The organism is Pseudothermotoga sp. U03pept (genome assembly GCF_051235805.1).
Lineage (GTDB): Bacteria > Thermotogota > Thermotogae > Thermotogales > DSM-5069 > Pseudothermotoga_B.
Map to the genome: position 1 here is coordinate 467,509 of NZ_JBPNXV010000001.1, position 18,028 is coordinate 485,536.

The window sequence follows — 18,028 nt, forward strand, 5'->3', positions numbered from 1 at the left end:
ACGAATCTCCTTTCATTCCTTTACCGCTCCTCTTGTCAAGCCGCTGACTAAGTATCTTTGTAAAGACAGGAAGAGTATGACCATCGGCAACATACCAAGCAGAGCCGCAGCGGTGAACAACCCCCACTCTGTTTCGTATGGACCAACGGCGAAAGACTGAAGCCCAAGCGCATAGGTGTAGTTTTGAACATTCTGAAGGATGATTCTTGCCACAACGTACTCATTGAATGTCCCTATGAAGACCAGCAAAAAGACAACGGTCAAAATGGGTCGTGCTAAGGGCAAGACGATTTTATAAAAACTTTGAAATCTCGTTGCACCATCTACTATTGCAGCCTCTTCCAGAGAACTCGGTATCAGATCATAAAAGCCCTTTATCAGATACATGTTGTAAGATATGTTCGTTAGATAAGCGAAGATCAACCCACCTACTGTGTCTACTCCTAAGAAAGTCACATACTTTCCAAGAAAGTTGAGCAGGTTGTAGATTGCAACCATGAAGATAACACCTGGAAACATCTGAATGAGCAGGAAAGCCATTATGCCATACCTTCTGCCTGCAAATCTCATTCTGCTGAAAGGATATGCAGCAACAGCGCACACAAAGGTGGTTATCAAGGCAACGATCAGTGAAATGATTACTGAGTTCGAAACCCATCTGAGAAAGTAATGTTTTGTCTTCTGTTTCCAAATTTGATCTATTCTGTACAGCTCTCTGTCTATTCTTTCAAAGTGATTCTTGAGATCTGCAAAGGGTGTGAGATTCATCAAAACCCCGGCTTTTCTCATCACAACAGCGAGGTCTGACCTGACCTTGTTCACAAACTCCGATCTCACCACATCGTCGAGTCTGCTCAGGTGTTCTGATCTCACGAAAACGCCAGAGTAGGAAAGATCAAGAAGATAACTCCAGCTTTTCTCGAAATCTGACAACAAGTTGTTTGTTTGGCCCAAGACCTCTTGAAGGTTCTTCGAGACATTTTCAAATCTGGTCGAGAAGGTTCTGTATTCTTCTATCCATCTCAAATCATCAACAGTCTTTCTCAATCTTGAGTAGATCTCATCTTTGAGTGAGTACGAATTCATGAAATTCCTCAACCAACTTATCAGGGCTGAGTATCTCACAAGGTCTGTCCTACCAAAGGAAGTTATGGAGCTTGTAGTTGAGATTCTTTGATCCAGTTCAGCTAAGAAGACCTTCAGCTGACATAGTCTTCTGTGTGCTTCCAGCTGAGTTTCAAGGTTTTTGATCTCTTCTCGGAGTTTTGTCTCTTCTTGTTCAAGTAAGCTCATCTCTCTGCCTATCTGTATCAACTGTTCGTTGGCATCGTGCAAGAATATTGCACTGTTTTCAAGGTTAGATAGTGTACTATCAAGATCGTTCAAAATCCTTTCAATTCTCGGCTGAACTTCTTGATAGCCCTTGATGAAATCTGAGTACAGCATCTTTGACCTGTCATTTGCTTCATCTATGTTGGATAGTTCTTTGAAAAGATCAGCCATTCTCTCCACAGATTTCTTCAATGCTGTGTAATCAACCAACACTTCGAGCTTCTGCAGAATCTTCTCAATTCTCTCTGACGATGCAAAGAGGCTTTCAAGGAAAAATGAGTCGTCCAGCGGCACAATCCTTTTTGTAGAACTACCTCTAACGCTGTCTTTGAGATTTTTCAAATTCTGTAGGGCTTCAACTGTGTTCTCAAGTTCGGGTAGTAGTGCATTTTTCAAGACCAGGTCTGTTTTGAGAACTTGATCTTGGATCGGTGAGACCTTATCTTTCAACTTCGACGAAGTTTTCCTCAGTTGGTCAAGTTCTGCCGAAATTTCGTTCAGATTCTCCTTTAGCCTTCCTATGTAATCATCGTATCGCTCTTTTAGTATTCCGATGGCTGCGTTGAACTCTTCAGGACTTTTGATCTCAGAACCAACTATTTTCTGAAGATCCTCTTTGAAGACTTTGAAGATCTGAGAATCAAACCTTTCTTTGGAAAGGTACTCATACAGTACGACTGAGTAACGATCTATGGCATTTGTTTCAAAGCCTTTAGTCTCTTCAAGCAGGACTTTTTTCAACCCATCGAGATTTTTCACAGTGAGATCTCTAACGGTCTGTGCGTTCTTTTTCAGATAATCATCGATCGTTCGATACGACTCTTCTGCCTTAATGTATCGCGAAGAACTTTCCTGCAGATATCTGTGAAATCTCTGAAGGTCATCTTCGATCTTTTGCCTTGCTTTCTTCGGATCGAGTTCACTGAAGGGCTTAGCTCGCGAGATCAAACTGTGCAACTCTTGTACGAGAACTGGCAAATTCTTCTCTGGCACAACGAGGTCTATGTAGTTTTGCAGGGTCAATCTGCTTGAAAAAAGTTCACTTGAAAAAGCAGCCTCATCTCTTCTAAAAGAGGTTGTCATCACCCAAACGGTGGGAAACAAGATCACAACGATCAAAAAGATAAGAACGAAATGAACGATCAGTCTTCTCATCTTCCCACCTCTTCAAAGGCACCAGAGAATCTGAAATTCAGAAAGCTGATGCCTCCAACTAAAAAGAAGATCATTATTGAAATGGCACTGGCAAAGCCAAAGTCCTGACCTCTGCCAGCTTCGAAGGCAAGTTTATAAACGTATGAAATCAGAATATCTGTGTAGCCAGTTGGAGTGGTTGAACCGGGTATAGGAGGTCCTCCTGCGGTGATCAGGTAAATTATAGTGAAGTTGTTGAAGCTGAAGGCGAAACTGCTCACCAGTAGTGGAGCGATTACTGCCATTATGAAGGGAAAGGTTATGGCTGTAAATCTTCTGAACTTACCTGCACCGTCTATCATAGCAACTTCGTAAAGTTCAGGTGGTATACCCTGCAACGCTCCCAAAGAGATCGTCATCATGTATGGGAAGGTGAGCCAGATGTTGACTAACAAGACACCAACCCTTGCCCAGAAGGCTTCGTTCATCCACCTTATGGGGTTCAAACCAAATAGTGGGAGTAAGAATTTGTTGATCAGTCCATAGCTTTCATTCAGAAGTCCATTTCTCCAAACGAGCGCTGAAATGAAAACAGGTATAGCCCAGGGGATTATCAACAGCGTTCGATAGATGTTTCTCCCTTTCAAAGTTCTGTCGTTGAGTATCAAGGCAAAAGGCAACCCGACGGCAAGTGACAGCAGAACACTCAAGAGTGCCCATAGAAAGGTCCAGATGAAGATCTGTAGGAATGGTCCAGAGACCTTCGGGTCTGTGAAGATCCTAACAAAATTCTTTGAGCCAACGTTGTCTATAAAACCCATCAGAAAGATCTCTTCTCCATCTTTGCCTCTGTCGTAAAAGGATCCTTCCCTTTCTATCACTTTGTCATTAGTTTTATTGTTGTACAAAACCATCTTCATTTTCAATCTCCCGTTTTCGTAACTTTCTTCGTACCCGAGTCGGTACAATCTTTCAACTCTCACAAACTTCCATTCACCCTCAGATGTGATCCGCAGAGCATACCTTCTGCCGTCTTGGTCTACGAAGTCTGCTTTGTAGAGATATAGTTGGGCTATTCTGCTTTTGAAATAGGGTGAGTTGATCTGTAAGAGTTGATCTGTTGGAGAATAGAAGGGTCTATAAGTTTTATCTTTCAGAGTTATTATTTTCACATCGTCTAATTCACCTGTTGGTGAAAGTATGTTGTAAGTTCGGTCTTCCACTTGAAGATATTCGCCAGTCACTGGATACAAAAAAGACTCAGACAAAAGTATTTCTCTACCTTTTGTCCTAACTGGTGCAGGTTTCTCACCTAAAAACAACCTACCGTTCAAGCTGAAGAGTATGAGAAAGTCTTCGGTGGGATTAACACCATCGTAGACTACAAAAACCTTGTAATCGCTTTCTTGCTCTTCCTCAACTGTATAGGTATAATTCGGGTCATAAAGAAGCCTTTCCACAGCCTCTTGCTTTGTCATGTAATGACCTGTACCATAGTTGGTGAAAGCTACTCTCACCGTGAAATATATCGGATACAAAACGAGTACAAAGAGCAAAACCAGAGCAGGTGCGATATACCTGTAAGGGTATGCCCGCGGGTTGAAGATGAAAAAATCGATCAAGAACGTCAGTATCAAGAAGACTATTCCCAATTCATAGTAGGCATTTCGAATCAGGAAGGTTGCTCCCCAAAAGAAGAAAACATTCATCAACCCAAGCAAAGACCAAAGGATGACTTTGATCAAATACTTCATCTGTTATCTACTCGCCTCCTTGGAGGAATGAAAGCCCGGCGCGAGCCGGGCAATGGTTGTTACTGTTGTCCTTTAATCCTCTCAACCGCAGTCTTCAGAGCATCCTCAGTCGTTGCCTTTCCGTTGACAACGAGGTTCAGAGCGTCGTTCATGGCTCCCCAAACAGCTCCCATCTCTGGGATATTCGGCATTGGCACACCGTTTGCAGCACTCTGTGTGAATGCCACGATATCAGGATTGTCTCTCACGAGTTCGAGCACATCCTTTCTTGCAGGTAGTCTGGGATCACCCAAATACAGCTTGTACATGGTATCTGTTCTGGCGATGAAGTTCGTCAAAAATTCTTTCGCGAGTAACTTATTGGGTGATTTTGCGTTCACCATGAACCCTTGTACTCCTACGAATGGTCTTGCAACGAGTTTCTCATCGATATTTGGAATCACAGCCACAGCATAGTCAATACCTGCGTCTTTGTAATCCTTTATAGCCCATGGACCGTTGATTATCATGGCGGCTTTGCCTTCCTTAAACATTGAATCCATTATCTGATAGTTGTCGCTTGGATCGAGTATCTTCTCATCGACGAATTTCTTGACCAAGTTAACTCCTTTGACAGCTCCTTCGTTTGCAAGTCCGATGTCCTTTGGATCTAATCCCTTTGGAGTCTCTTTGAAGACATATCCACCTGCGCCCTGGATGAACGGCACTGCGTAGTAGAATTCAGCTGTAGGAGTGATGAATCCTCTAACTTCTTTGCCAAACTCCTGGTCGATCTGTTTTGCCATCTGTATCATTTCATCAACGGTTTTTGGTGGATTTGGTACATAATCTTTGTTGTAGATCAAAGCGATTGCCTCGAGTGCATATGGGAGCCCATAAAGTTTGCCACCATAGGAGAAAGCGTTTAGCCCTGTTTCATAGAATTGACCGAGTTCTGGGAAGGTTGCAATTGGATCGATCAAACCGTTCACCACAAGCTCTCCTACCCAGTCATGAGCACCGACGATGATATCTGCACCCTGCCCCTCGGGAGCCGCCGTCAGGAATTTGGGCTTGATGTCTGAAAAGTTGACGTACTGAACCTCTACTGTTACACCGTACTTTGCTTTGAACTCGTCTCCTAACTTCTGCAAGATGTCTACTTGTTTCTCTGAGCACCAGATGACCAATTTAGACTGAGCGAAGACAAAGACAGTAGAAAGGACCAAGAGCAACAAGACAAACTTTTTCATAAACCATACACCTCCCTATCGTAAAAATTACCACAGAGTGCTCCATAAGTCAAAATAACTTGAATATCTTTCAATCATTTCAAAAACACAAGCAAGAGAATCTACCACAACATAAAGTTTACCCCTTATGAGTTAGTTTGCTTTATCTCTGGAAAAGATCTCTGCTAACGCAGGTACTACGAAGAGTGTGAAGAGAGTAGTTATGCTTAAGCCGAAGACGATAGTCCAAGATATGGGTGATTCGAGTTCGGATCCCTCACCTTTACTCAGAGCGACTGGCAACAAGGCGATCACCGTTGTCAGGGTTGTCATGAGTATCGGCCTCAGTCTGAGCCCAGCGGCTTCCAATATTGTCGCTCGTAAAGTTTTTTGTTCTTTGAGTCTTTGTTGGATGAATGTTATCATCACTATCGCGTTGTTGACGACAACGCCGATCAAGGTCAAAGTACCAACTAACACCGGTAGGTTCAAAGCATAATCAAAGATCGCCATGACGATGGCAAGAGCTATGATCGCAACCGGAACGGTTGTGAAGATTATCAGAGGTATCGTCAGCGATTCGAATTGTGCACTCAGAAGCATGTAAACAAGCAGTGCAGCAACGATCAATATAGTTTTGAATTCCTTCATGAGAACATCGAGCGATGTTTTTTGTCCACTCAGGGCAAAGTCAATTCCTTGAGTTTTCAACTCCTCAATGACTCTCTGTACCAATTTTGTCAGTTGCGATATCGAATAGTTTGAACTGACAATATCCACATAGACTATCCTTTTCCCGTTCTTGTGAGAAATTGAACCGAGTGTCGTTCTTTTGTCAATCTGCGCAAAAACACCAAGTGGCAGATCCTGACCTCTTAAAGTTTTAAAGAGTATCTGCTGAACGTCTTCCGCTTTTTGAACTTCTCCTGTCTTCAAATAGATTGGTAACACTCCTTGGTCTGTGTTCAGGATGCCGAACTGTTTACCGACGGTGTAGTACTGCAGATCCATGAACAACTGTGCTGGTAATAAACCAGAGAATATCGTTCTCGATCTATCTATATCGACCAAAATCGTTTCAACAGTTGCTTCTCCTCTAACAGCAACTTCACCAATTTTCTCCTTGAGAAGTTTTTCCTTCAACTTGTGCGCAGTGTCCATCAGTTTTTCGATGTCTTTCCCAGTAAGTTCGACTGTTAATGGGTAACCAAAGACTTCCGAAAGAACATTGGTATCAGTTACTTGAATCTCCGCTTTTTCCATCTTCAAGGTTGTGAGATCTCTGAGTAAACGTTCTTTGCTTCGCAGATACTCGGTACGCTTTCCGGAAAACCACACGTTGATAGTTGCTTTATCTTCACTCGCGCCACCCACAATTTGTGACAATGTGCTTGTCACTCCTATATCTGAATAGATCGTTTCAATCTTGTACTCGTCTTTCTTGCTCAGAAGAAAATCCTCGATCTGTTTAGCGATTTCTGCTGTCTTTTGGTATCCAGCCTGATCTGCGACTTTGATGGTTATTGTGACAGTATTAGTGGCGAACTCTGGAATAAAACTCCTTGGTCTGTTCAGCACATAATATGTCGAGATGATCACCCCCACAGCTACCGTTAATATGATCACCCATTTCATATCGAGGATTTTGTTCAAAGCCTCTTCATACCATCTTCTGATCCTGTCAAAACTTTGCATCCTCTTAGATCTTATCCATCTTGAACCAGCCGGTACTATGAAACCGGCTACCAAGAGTGATGCACCAAGGGAAAGTGAAAGCGTTGCTGCAAAGTACTTGAACATCGTGGCTGCAAAACTTTCCGTGAAGAGCAGAGGAAGGAATACTATCACCGTTGTTGCGGTGGAAGCAAAGATCGCACCGAAAACTTCTTTCGTACCCTTTGAAGCAGCCTCATCGTAAGCCAAGCCGTCAGTTTTGTGCCTGTATATGTTCTCAAAGACCACGATTGCGTTATCAACGAGCATTCCAACCGCCATCGTCAATCCACCAAGTGTGAGCAGGTCAATGTTTATTTTGAAAAAATACATTAGTACGATTGCCATCATTAACGATATAGGTATGCTCAAGGAGACTATAGCCGTGCTTTTCAGATCGACTACGAATATCATTACCACTACCGCAGCGCCAATCAATCCAAAGACCAGATTCTTTAACAGGTCGTTGATCGCCCTTTCTGTGTAATACGACTGGTCTATCAGTTTTGTGTATGGTACTTTCAACTCTTCGAGGACTTTTTTCACTTCTCTGACTGTTTTCACAGTGTTTGCACCCGCTCTTTTTCGAATCGAAACAACATTCACCTTTTCTGAATCAACTCTGACCAATCCCCTGATCTCTTGATCTGCTATTTCAACACGTGCTACTTGTCCCAACCTTATTGGTACAAGCAGCTTTGGTAGTTGTCCAGCCATAGCCATCTGATAAGAAAGTCCTCGAAAACCGATTATGGCATTTTTGAGATCATCGATGTCTTTGAATCTTCCATCGACTGTGATTGCGTATACACTCCCATTTTCATCTGAGACCTGTCCCATGGGATAAACCACATTACCAGCCAAAAAGAGGTCGAGCAAAGAGAGATCTAATCCCAAGTTTTGTGCTTTCTTCTGATCTATTGTGACCTTCACGATCTTCTGCGTTTTTCCCAGGTTCTCAACCTGTGCTACATCGACGAGGCGTTTTATTCTATCTGTGAACAAATCTGGATCTTCAGAAGTTGAGAAGACGAACACGGGAATTATAGAAGGATCAAACTCCACAACTGTTGGCTTTACTTGTTCTGGCAGGTTTGCTTCTGCGATGTTCAAGTACCTTTCAAGCCTGGAAGATGCATTGAGTACATCAACGCCCCATTCGTACTCAACAAGAATCAAAGACAAGCCAGGTTGTGTGACCGAGGTGAAGTTCTTTACACCAGGAACGGTTGCAATGATCTTTTCAATTGGTTCTGTGACTAACTGTTCCATTTCTTCTGTTCCTGCACCCATGTAGGTGGCAAAGACTGCAGCGTACGGGTATTCGAGCTGAGGCAAAAGATCTACATGCAATCTCTGAAGTGCGATTATTCCGACTACAACTAGAGTGAAGAGAAACATGAACACCGCGATGGGTCTTCTTGCTGACTCTCTTGCGATATTCACTTTTCCACCTCCTTGGTGCGACTACTTCACGATCCCACCACAGAGCTCTATTGTAATTCTTGCCCAAACTGAATTCAAGTCTATCAAGTTCAATCTATCACTTTTCGCAGCAACGGGTAGTTCTGTACAGCCAAGCAAAACATTCCCGCTCAAATACGGTTCCACACCATCCAGCCAGATTTTCTCCGCTTTGGCTACTTCTCCTGCCTTGACGGAATATATGACTTGCATTAGGTAATCTTGTACCTTCGCATCTGGTATGTGTAGAACCATTCCAGCCTTTCTTGCCGCCTCTTGGTACACACCGCTCTTTATAAGTCCTTTGGTTCCGGTTAACCATGCTTCTTTGATGCCATTTTCTTTGAGTTTCATCAGGGCGAGTTCTGGCAAGTTCAACACTGGTATCTTTGCCTGCTTTCTGACTCTTTCAAGAAACGCGTGTGCCGTATTACAGATAAAGACGGCAAAATCAGCGCCAGCATTTTCGAGCCTTTTCACCGATTCAACCAAGTAAGGTGTGGGATCTTCCCCATTGTGCAAGAGTGCTGTTGTTCTGTCTGGAACCGATGTGTTGAAGTCGACAACCATTCTGATGTGCTCTTGGTCCTTTTCGGCTTTAGTCTGCTCAACAACCTTTTTCAAGAAATCTACCGTGGAGAGCGAACCCATACCGCCGACTATTCCAGCCACTTTTTTCATCTTCTCACTCCATTTCTCATTTATAAACAGCAGGTGTACAGAAACTTATTGTGAGCCCCTCAACTTCGAAAACACACTCTACGTAATAAGCAATGTGTCGAGACTGTGGTGGATCTATATCTACCGAATAACTTCCTTGATCAGCAAAAACTGGCAATTTTATCCAGAGTGATCCTCTAAAATCAGTTGTGTCGGAGACTGCTCTGTGAACGTAGACTTCTTTGATCTGCGGGTTTTGAGGTATGACTATTCTACTACCTTCTGTGGAAAACTCAAATTTCGGCAGCTTGCCAGAGAGCGAGAGTTTGAAAAAATTGGAAGCGTTGTCAACAACATACGGTATGTTCTTTATGCCATGCTGGTTGTTTGGTACATAGAGCAAATAGTTCTGCCCAGGTAAGTCATAGAAATAGTGATTGCTCGAGTATATCGTCCAGTACTCGTCATTCGTGGCGTTGACTATGTATTTTGGCATGGTCAACTCTTCTCTGTAGGTATACGGATCAACCATCTTCAAAAGTCTTTGCCCAGCCTCAGAGTTGACCATCTCTGGTAAGCCTCTTCTCACATATGGACCTATGCTCTCGCTGTACTTTTCATACATCTTCAATTGTTGTTCGAGTTGTTTTGGAAAGTTCAGATTGTCAAACACGATGGGGGCGATTGCGAAAACTCGCTTGTCTACCACGGCTGTAAGCCACGTGGTCCAGCCTCTCTTCGATGGCCCGGTTACCAGAAATTTCTTTGAGCCGAAGATTTCTTCGACAACATCCATTGCAGCCACAGCCGATGTGGTCATTGGAAACAAGAGTGGTAATCTTGGATCTGAAGTCTTTGTGTACTCTACAAAGGTGTGGGCAATCAGATCGTCTTCTTTCAGCCCATAGATAGGTTGGTTGGGAACATCTCCCAAGACGATGAACAAAACACCAAACTTTTCTGCGATCCAAAGATAGTCTTCGACGTCTTTTGATCTGGTAGGATCAAAATCTCCTGTTATGAACAAAACAGCGGCATCTTGGAATGATATTTCCTTTGGTTGAACAATCAAAAGATCGTGTATCCATGGGATCTCTTGCCAAATCTGGCTTCTCAATATAACGTGGATTAGCTTAAATCCCTCGTCTGTGACTTTTTCAGAAATTATTCGGTACTCTATGTCTTTGTAATTTGCGACGTAATTTGTGATTTCTTGTGCGCTGACAAAAACTATGGCAAGTACTATAAAAAGGACGAAAGTTTTTTTCATTCTGAGCACCTCCCATTATTTATTATGCCACATAGAAACTCTCACATCTTTTTGAAGGAAAAGATCATGTACGTGGCTGGGAGGATGAATTTTTCAAAACTCTCTGCCTTTGACATGTAGGTGAGTGTGTACGCATCCTCACCGATGATGCTGTGTATTTGTAAAGATCTGTATGAAATTCCTTGGGAAGAGAACTCAAAGATCCTCCAGAAAAGGTCATTCCCCTGAACTAAGTTCACACCCTCAGCCAGTTGCCTGTAATTAGAAAGATTTGTCAATGAGTTTTTCTCAACGAACTGCGCATACTCTTCTGGTTTCATAGCCTTTTGCAATTGCTCTTGTGCTACTTGAAGATAGCCTACTTTGTCTTCTTCTATGGATACAAAAGATCCTATTTCACCTTTATCTGGTTTGAGCGCTTCAAAGGGTTTCACAAGACTCAAAGCATATCCATACTCCTCATTCAAGTAGAGTTGTTTGGCAGTTGCAGTCTTGACGCTGCACATCGTCAAAAGGCTTGGAATTAAGTATCTGTAATAATCACTTTCTGGTGCGTAGTATGTCACCACGTAGCCTTTTTGATATCTCAAGAAGATGGTCTGAAATCCTTCTATCTTTGCACCTGAGAGAGTTAGAGAAAATCTTCTGAAAAAGATCTCAAGATCGCCAATCGTAACTAAACCGTTGTGCTCTTCTTCCATTCCGACAAGTTGCATGCCTATGAGTTTGGCAAAGACGAGTAGATCAGTTGACTGATTCAGTTGAACTGATAGTATCTGCAGTAGAGCGTTGTTCGCAAGTACCTTGAAAGATCCTATTTCATTTGGATGTGAAGGCTGGGTTGTGACAAAAGGATCGTAGATCGTTAAAGCAAGATCTCCATAAGGTGAAAAATAAAGTATTTGAGCAAACAAAGAAAGAGATAAAATAAGGATAAAAAGTACCGAATATCTCATCGTATCACCATCCCTTTGTGATTATACTCGATTACGCAAATGGTGTATAATAAATGCTATGAAAAGAATAATACTGCTACTTGGTCTCTTTTTGATGTTAACACTTTCCGTCATTGTGAACGCAAAGGTGGTCATCTTTTTGTACCACCGTTTTGAGGATGCAAGGTATCCTTCGACGAACACGTGGATCAATGAACTCGAGAATCATATCAGAACTGTCAAAGAACTTGGTTTTGATATATGGACTATGAAAGATTTGGAAGATTATGTCTATCGTAGAAAGAATAGCACAAAGGATGCCGTTGTTTTTACAGTAGACGATGGCTATCGCTCAGTTTACGATCATGCTTACCGTGTGTTCAAGAAACACAACGTTCCTTTTTGTGTTTTTGTACAGGTTGGTGCTGTTGGTTATCCAGACTACTTAAACTGGGAAATGATAAACGAGATGATCAAAGACGGTGTTGAGTTTGCCAACCATTCTTTCAGCCATTCTGATTTTCCAATGCTTCTTTCAAAGATGGAAGAGAAAGAGCTTTTGGAATACTTCAGGCGAGATCTTCGAAAATCACAGCAGTTGTTCAAAGAAAAAACTAATGTTACTTTGAGATACTACGCATATCCGTATGGACATTACATACCACAGATGATAGACGTTCTAAAAGAAGAAAACCTTGTTCTTGGCTTTACCCAAGACCCTGGTCCTTACGACAGAGCTTATGGTGCATTTGAGATCCCAAGAGAGCCACTTATAGACGATTGGGCAAGTGAGAAGCATCTCAGATACATTCTATCCAGAGAGCCTCTGATTGCTGAAGGAACACCATTTTCACTTCAAAATGATATACTAACTGTAAATCTGAGGATACTCGTCCCGAAGGAGGTGAGGTACGCAACCCTGTACGTGTCAGAGAAAGGTTTGATCAAAAGCGATCTGAATGGAGATATCATTTCTGGTACGACAAAACTGACAAAGAAGTACAACAGATTGATGATCAGCGCGCGCGACACACAGAAAGAATACCTAAGGTATTATCTTCTTTTCTACGCACAGGGTGAATGAATCTGTACACAGAGGTGGTTCACTTGAAAAAGATCGTAACTGTTTTTGTTTTTGTTGCACTGTTTGCGAGCACTTGCAAGTTTACTCTTGAGCAGTTTGAGTTTTTCACAGATTCGGTGCCAGAAGAGGCAAGAATTGTCGAGGTGGAATTTAGCAGCTACACGGAAGTTGTCGAGTTCTTTGAAAAGATAGGTTACGAACTGAGTTCCAAGACTGTGCCGGCAGTTATCTTAAAAAGATTGCCTCAAGACATGGCACAGATAAGAGATGTTGAGATGAAAAAAGAACTGTTCGTCAAGATGATGTTGCCGATAATATTAATGGTGAACGAGGAAATTGCACAAGAAAGGGAAAGGATCATCAGCCTGCCGAGCAACAGTCAGGAGTTAGAACCATACTTGAAGAAATACCGAGCAAAGACAAAACAGGAGCTACTTGAAAAGGTGGACACCATACCTGTAGAGGTTGCGTTAGCTCAAGCGGCGATCGAATCTGCTTGGGGAAGTTCAAGATTTGCGATCGAGGCAAACAACATCTTTGGTGAGTGGACCTTTAGCCCCGGAAATGGAATCGTGCCAAGAGAAAGGCCTGATGGTGAGATCTACGAGCTTTGCAGATTTCCAGATCTCCTGAGTTCTGTCAGAAGTTATGCTTATAACTTGAATGTATCGCCTTTCTACAAAGAGTTCAGGGCTATCAGAGCCGGGAAAATCAACAAACCAATCGAAGCCGGACTGCTTTACTATTCAGAGAGACGTGAAAAGTATATCCAAGAAATTGCGATTATCATTTCAAAAAATCAATTTGCACAGCTCAGAGAACACAAGCCTTTACCACTGCACTTGGCATTGATAACAAGCTCAAAGATCGTGCAATAATCGAGACAAAACAAAGTCAGATGTTCATTTTTCAGAAACAGGTGTATAATACTTTTTACAGAGGAGGGATCGTTATGAGGAAAGGTTTCACATTGATCGAACTGTTAATCGTTCTGGCAGTTATCGCCGCCTTGATGGCTATTGTAACTCCTATCGCATTGAATGCCGTCGCTCAGGCAAAGGCAACACAGGTTGCATCGAATTTCAGAAACATCAAGAGCGCTGTTGAAAGTTATGTGAATATTGAAAGAAATCTCCCGGACTCTACGAACACACTTGTAACCTCAGGATACCTGAATTCGGTGCCATCTGGGTTTGGATTAGAGTCGGGCACTTTTACAGATGATGAGGCAACCGTGACGATTAGTTTTACAGGAGCAGTTGACGCGACCAAAGTAAAACAGGTTTACAGTGAAATAACTGGTAACAGTGGAAACTTGAAGCTGGAGCTCAAATTCCGCAAGTGGTGGTAATTACTAAGGTTCCCAGCGGGCTTATGCCCGCTGGGGTTTTTGCTTTGACTGGTAGGTCACAGTTCAAAGTATCTTCTGAAGTGATCTTCAAGAGCTTTGAAAGATTCAGCGATTTGTTTTTCACTTTGCTTGATTTTTTCACAAAGCAGTGCTTTTGATTCTTCTGCCGTTTGTATCATCTCTAAGACTCTTTTCTCGTCTGGTCCTCCTGATACCTTTCGTACCTTCACAAAGTTTTCGGGTGAAAGTATCTTGTTCACTTCTTCTTGCGTCAAGGTCATTCTTTGACCGCACAGGCGCTCGAAGCTCTCACAGAGAATCTCGTAGTTCATATTAGATCTAACGTACTGTGAGACTACAGAATGTGCTTGACGAAAACTAACAGCAAATCTTCTCACCAGCTCGTCTGCAAGCTCTGTTGTCGTTGCGCCTGTTTTCAGTGCAAGCTCTTTGACCCTCTCTTGATCAACACTGACCTTACTTATACTTTCCTTTGCAAGCTTCAAAGATTCTTCAGCTATTTCTACACCTTCGATAAATCTAAACAGAACGAAATCCCCATTTTCGTTGATGTCTTGGTATGGTGTGTTGACAAAAACTCTTTCGATCGATTCGAAGATTCCATAAGCGATATTTGCCCTTATTCTGAGATGTTCGAGGATCACCGGGTTTCTCTTCTGAGGCATTATGCTGCTTATTTGGACAAGATCGTCTGGAAACTGGAAGATACCGACCTCACAAGAAGCTTTGTGAATAAAATCTTGAACGATCCTGGTCAGGTCGTTCATCAGATTCTTCAAAGACGAGGAAGGATGGACAATCCAGTGTGAGGTCACAATTGCTCTGTAAGAGTTTTCAACAGGTTTTGAAAAGCCAAGATACTCACTCACGATATTTCGATCGATGCTAAAACCTGTGGTAGTTATTGCACCTGCTCCCATCGGGCAGATATTCACCAGCTGCAAAGACGCAAAAAGGTTGTTCAAATCTTCCAAGAGATCAAACACAAAAGCCATCAAATAATGTGCAAGAGTTGATACTTGGGCAGGTTGTCCATGTGTGTAGAGCAGTACGAGGGTCTTCAGATCGGTCTTTGCCTTTTCAATCACTGTGTCTATCAGATCGATCAGGTGCTCTGATAGATCTATGAGCTCATCGCGAACACACATTCTAAAGACAGTTGCGTCTATATCATTTCTGCTCCTTGCCAGATGGAGAAAGCCGGCATTCTCAATGCCGATCTTTTCAGATAAGCCTTTTTCAATCAGCATCACCAGATCTTCCACTTGCTCTGGCAGTTTGTTCTGTATTTTTTCATTTTCTATCTGCTTCAAACCGCGTGCTATCTGTGAAGAGAGTTCCTTCGAAAGTATCTGTCTTTTTGTCAGCATGAGCAGATGTGCTTTGTTGATCTGTGTAAAGTACTTGGCAAGTCTTTTCCAGTTCTTGAAGGAACTATCAAGTACAATTTGTTTATACAAATGAGAGAAGTTCATCCTACCAGCCCCAACAGTACAGCGATGTTTTTGTAAAGAACACGGTCTATCTCATCTTCACTGTACCCAACGTAGACCATACTTCGAAGCTGTTCGTCCAGATATGGCTTGCAAAAGCCTCGTGGGAACCAACTTGAATCTGTACCAAATATGATTCTTTCTGCACCGATCGTTTCTCTGTATTTTCTAAAGAGCGTTTGTAAGTTCACCTCGTACGGCATCCACCTCATCCACTGGTTTGAACCGCTTGTATCAACATAAACATTTGGACAAGCCCAAGAGAGATTCAGTGTTTCAAAGAGATATCCACAGCCAAAATGTGGGATGATGAATTTTATCTTCTTGAATTGTTTTGCCACATCGTGAATTATCAAAGGATTTATGTTCACATGATGCGCGATACCTCCCGCAGCACCCATGATACCAAAGTGTATCAGCACCGGTATCTCATAGGCATTTGCAACCTCCCAAACTGGGTAAAGCGATCTGTCATTCAGAGGTATGCTGACCTTTGGTCCGAGTATTTTGTATCCCTTGAGCCCTTTCTTGATGCAATCTTCGAGTTCTTGTGCTGCATCTTTGGCAGATGGATCGTGATGTGCATATCCGATGAATCTGTCTGGGTGAGACAGAACAAGCTTTAACATATTCTCGTTGCCTTTGGCTGTCACAAAGACGATCTTGTCTATGTTTTGATCTTCTGCCTCTTTGTACCAGAGCATAGAAAGTTCATCAAAGTCATCGATTGGCACTGGCTTTGGAAAGTTCCACGCCTGCAGCCATCGCTCTTTTTCTTTTTTCAGCCATGGATCGTCTTCTGATTCTGCTACAAGACCAACAGGAAAGTGAACATGCGAGTCTATCAATCTCATCAAGATCATCCTTTCAATCCTGAGAGCATTATTCCTCTGATGATCTGTTTTTGGAAGATCAAAAAGACGATTATCAACGGGATTGTTGAAATAGTTGCTCCAGTCATTATCAGTTCCCAGTGCATCAAATTCTCACTTGAAAAGTAAGCCAATCCCACAGGCAAGGTGTACATCTTGGGCTTTGAAGAGACTATCAATGGCCAGAGGAAAGCGTTCCAGTTGCCTATGAAGTTCAGAATCGCTAATGAAGCTAAGGCAGGTTTAACGAGTGGTAAGGCTACTTTCCAGAATATTCCAAACTCGGAAACGCCATCGATTCTTGCTGCATCTAAGAGATCATCTGGTATCGTTTCCATGAACTGTCTCATCAGAAAGATTCCAAAGGCAGTTATCATACCAGGGAACATAACGCCCCAATATGTGTCTGTCCATCCAAGCCTGGAAGACATAACATACCATGGTATTATCAGCATCTCTGTGGGAATCATCAAAGTACTCAAGATGAAGATGAATATTATATTCCTCCCCGGAAAGCGATATTTCGCAATGGTGTACCCAACCAGTGAATCGAAGAATAACACAGAAAAGGTGGTCGAGAGAGCAACGAGTAGACTGTTCAAAAACCAGTTTGGAAAGAGTGAAGAACTCATTATCTGTTTGTAGTTATCTAAGGTGGGGTTCTTTGGAAACAAATATGGTCTGTATATTTCTCTGAATGGTTTCAAAGAGGATAGAACCATCCAGAAAAATGGAAAGACCATAACTATTATGAGAGCAGTCAAAACGATGTAGCTTATTACCTTAACGATCTTGTCTGACCTGGTCATCTCATCACCTCAGTACTGGACTTTTTTGTTCAGCACTTTGAGCTGCAATATGGTGATCATGAGTATTATCAGAAAGAGTACAACGGTTGCGGCTGTGGCTGTGCCCATGTCGAAGGACTTGAATGCCTTTTGGTATATGTAGAGCACCAGTGGTTTAGTGGAGTTCAGCGGACCTCCAGAACCTTGATCACTCATGTTGTACACCTGGGTGAATATTCTCAAAAAGATTATTGTCTCCATCACAGAGAGGAAAACTATCACCGGGTTCAGCAGAGGAATAGTTATCTTCAAGAGCAGTTGTCTTCGGTTTGCACCATCGACCCTTGCAGCCTCCAAGTATTCCTTTGGTATGTTTTGAAGTCCTGCAAGAAAGATGATCACACAGTAACCGACCTCAATCCAGACAGTCGTTGCAACTATCGATGGCAAAGCTTCAGTCGTACTCATCAAAAAACTTCTGGTCGATAAACCAAGGAAGTTGAGAAAGTTGTTTATTACGCCAGTAGGCGGTTTTTGATACATCCAACGCCAAACCCAGCTTGTGGCAACGAGTGGTGTGATGTAAGGCATGACGTAGATCAGTCTGTAAACGCCTTGAAATCTGGTTATGTTGTTCAGCAGAAGGGCAAGTGCTAATGAGATGATAATCACACTCGGCACACCATAAACAACATACTTCAACGTATTGAACAGACTGATTCTGAAAACTGGGTCTTTGAATATGTTCACATAATTTGAAAAACCAACGAAGTTCTTAACAGGCGATATTATGTTCCAATCAGTGAAGCTTATATAGAAAGCAGATATCATTGGATAAAAACGTATGAAAGCAAAGAATGTAAGCGGTACCAAGAGGAACAGGTATGCTGTCAAGGTTTTCTTGTGTCTCAGCTTCATGTTCTCACCTCAAATGGGCGCGACAAAG

The 18,028-nt window shown here is 42.5% G+C and carries 14 protein-coding genes; 3 read left to right on the forward strand and 11 right to left on the reverse strand.

Features of this window, described 5'->3' with window-relative positions:
* Nucleotides 1–12: 12 nt before the first annotated feature.
* The 7 genes from ACSFC1_RS02365 to ACSFC1_RS02395 form a co-directional block, all read right to left on the reverse strand.
* Nucleotides 13–2,487 (reverse strand): ABC transporter permease subunit, encoded by a 2,475-nt coding sequence (locus tag ACSFC1_RS02365; RefSeq protein ID WP_435564522.1) that lies wholly within the window; start codon nucleotides 2,485–2,487, stop codon nucleotides 13–15.
* On the reverse strand, nucleotides 2,484–4,220 hold the full coding sequence (locus ACSFC1_RS02370) for a DUF4896 domain-containing protein (protein WP_435564523.1): 1,737 nt from the start codon (nucleotides 4,218–4,220) through the stop codon (nucleotides 2,484–2,486). Before ACSFC1_RS02370 ends, ACSFC1_RS02365 begins: the two co-directional genes overlap by 4 nt.
* A gap of 59 nt (nucleotides 4,221–4,279) precedes the next feature.
* Nucleotides 4,280–5,452 carry a maltose/maltodextrin ABC transporter substrate-binding protein MalE gene (gene malE, locus ACSFC1_RS02375; protein ID WP_435564524.1) on the reverse strand — a complete coding sequence of 391 codons (1,173 nt, stop codon included), beginning with the start codon at nucleotides 5,450–5,452 and terminating at the stop codon, nucleotides 4,280–4,282.
* Nucleotides 5,453–5,584: 132 nt separating this feature from the next.
* Entirely contained in the window at nucleotides 5,585–8,590 is a 3,006-nt protein-coding gene (locus ACSFC1_RS02380) for an efflux RND transporter permease subunit (protein ID WP_435564525.1), read from the reverse strand.
* A 21-nt stretch (nucleotides 8,591–8,611) separates the two neighbouring features.
* Nucleotides 8,612–9,289 carry an aspartate/glutamate racemase family protein gene (locus ACSFC1_RS02385; protein ID WP_435564526.1) on the reverse strand — a complete coding sequence of 226 codons (678 nt, stop codon included), beginning with the start codon at nucleotides 9,287–9,289 and terminating at the stop codon, nucleotides 8,612–8,614.
* A 16-nt stretch (nucleotides 9,290–9,305) separates the two neighbouring features.
* Nucleotides 9,306–10,538: a PhoPQ-activated protein PqaA family protein gene (locus ACSFC1_RS02390; RefSeq protein ID WP_435564527.1), complete on the reverse strand. Its 1,233-nt coding sequence runs from the start codon at nucleotides 10,536–10,538 to the stop codon at nucleotides 9,306–9,308.
* A 41-nt stretch (nucleotides 10,539–10,579) separates the two neighbouring features.
* A complete protein-coding gene (locus ACSFC1_RS02395; RefSeq protein WP_435564528.1) occupies nucleotides 10,580–11,494 on the reverse strand; it encodes a hypothetical protein in 915 nt (304 codons plus the stop codon).
* 58 nt (nucleotides 11,495–11,552) lie between these two features.
* Here ACSFC1_RS02395 and ACSFC1_RS02400 point away from each other — a divergent pair, with 58 nt between their 5' ends.
* From ACSFC1_RS02400 to ACSFC1_RS02410, 3 genes are all read left to right on the forward strand, one after another.
* A complete protein-coding gene (locus tag ACSFC1_RS02400; RefSeq protein WP_435564529.1) occupies nucleotides 11,553–12,557 on the forward strand; it encodes a polysaccharide deacetylase family protein in 1,005 nt (334 codons plus the stop codon).
* Nucleotides 12,558–12,580: 23 nt separating this feature from the next.
* Nucleotides 12,581–13,435, forward strand: a complete 855-nt coding sequence (locus ACSFC1_RS02405) for a glucosaminidase domain-containing protein (RefSeq protein ID WP_435564530.1) — start codon at nucleotides 12,581–12,583, stop codon at nucleotides 13,433–13,435.
* Nucleotides 13,436–13,509: 74 nt separating this feature from the next.
* Nucleotides 13,510–13,908 carry a type II secretion system protein gene (locus tag ACSFC1_RS02410; protein WP_435564531.1) on the forward strand — a complete coding sequence of 133 codons (399 nt, stop codon included), beginning with the start codon at nucleotides 13,510–13,512 and terminating at the stop codon, nucleotides 13,906–13,908.
* Between the two features lie 56 nt (nucleotides 13,909–13,964).
* On the opposite strand, the gene argH is transcribed toward ACSFC1_RS02410, so the two are convergent.
* The 4 genes from argH to ACSFC1_RS02430 are packed head-to-tail and all read right to left on the reverse strand — an operon-like array spanning nucleotide 13,965 to nucleotide 18,000.
* Entirely contained in the window at nucleotides 13,965–15,404 is a 1,440-nt protein-coding gene (gene argH / locus ACSFC1_RS02415) for an argininosuccinate lyase (protein ID WP_435564532.1), read from the reverse strand.
* A complete protein-coding gene (locus tag ACSFC1_RS02420; RefSeq protein ID WP_435564533.1) occupies nucleotides 15,401–16,276 on the reverse strand; it encodes an amidohydrolase family protein in 876 nt (291 codons plus the stop codon). Before ACSFC1_RS02420 ends, argH begins: the two co-directional genes overlap by 4 nt.
* 5 nt (nucleotides 16,277–16,281) lie before the next feature.
* Nucleotides 16,282–17,103, reverse strand: a complete 822-nt coding sequence (locus ACSFC1_RS02425; RefSeq protein WP_435564534.1) for a carbohydrate ABC transporter permease — start codon at nucleotides 17,101–17,103, stop codon at nucleotides 16,282–16,284.
* 9 nt (nucleotides 17,104–17,112) lie between these two features.
* Nucleotides 17,113–18,000, reverse strand: a complete 888-nt coding sequence (locus ACSFC1_RS02430) for a carbohydrate ABC transporter permease (protein WP_435564535.1) — start codon at nucleotides 17,998–18,000, stop codon at nucleotides 17,113–17,115.
* Nucleotides 18,001–18,028 lie beyond the last annotated feature (28 nt).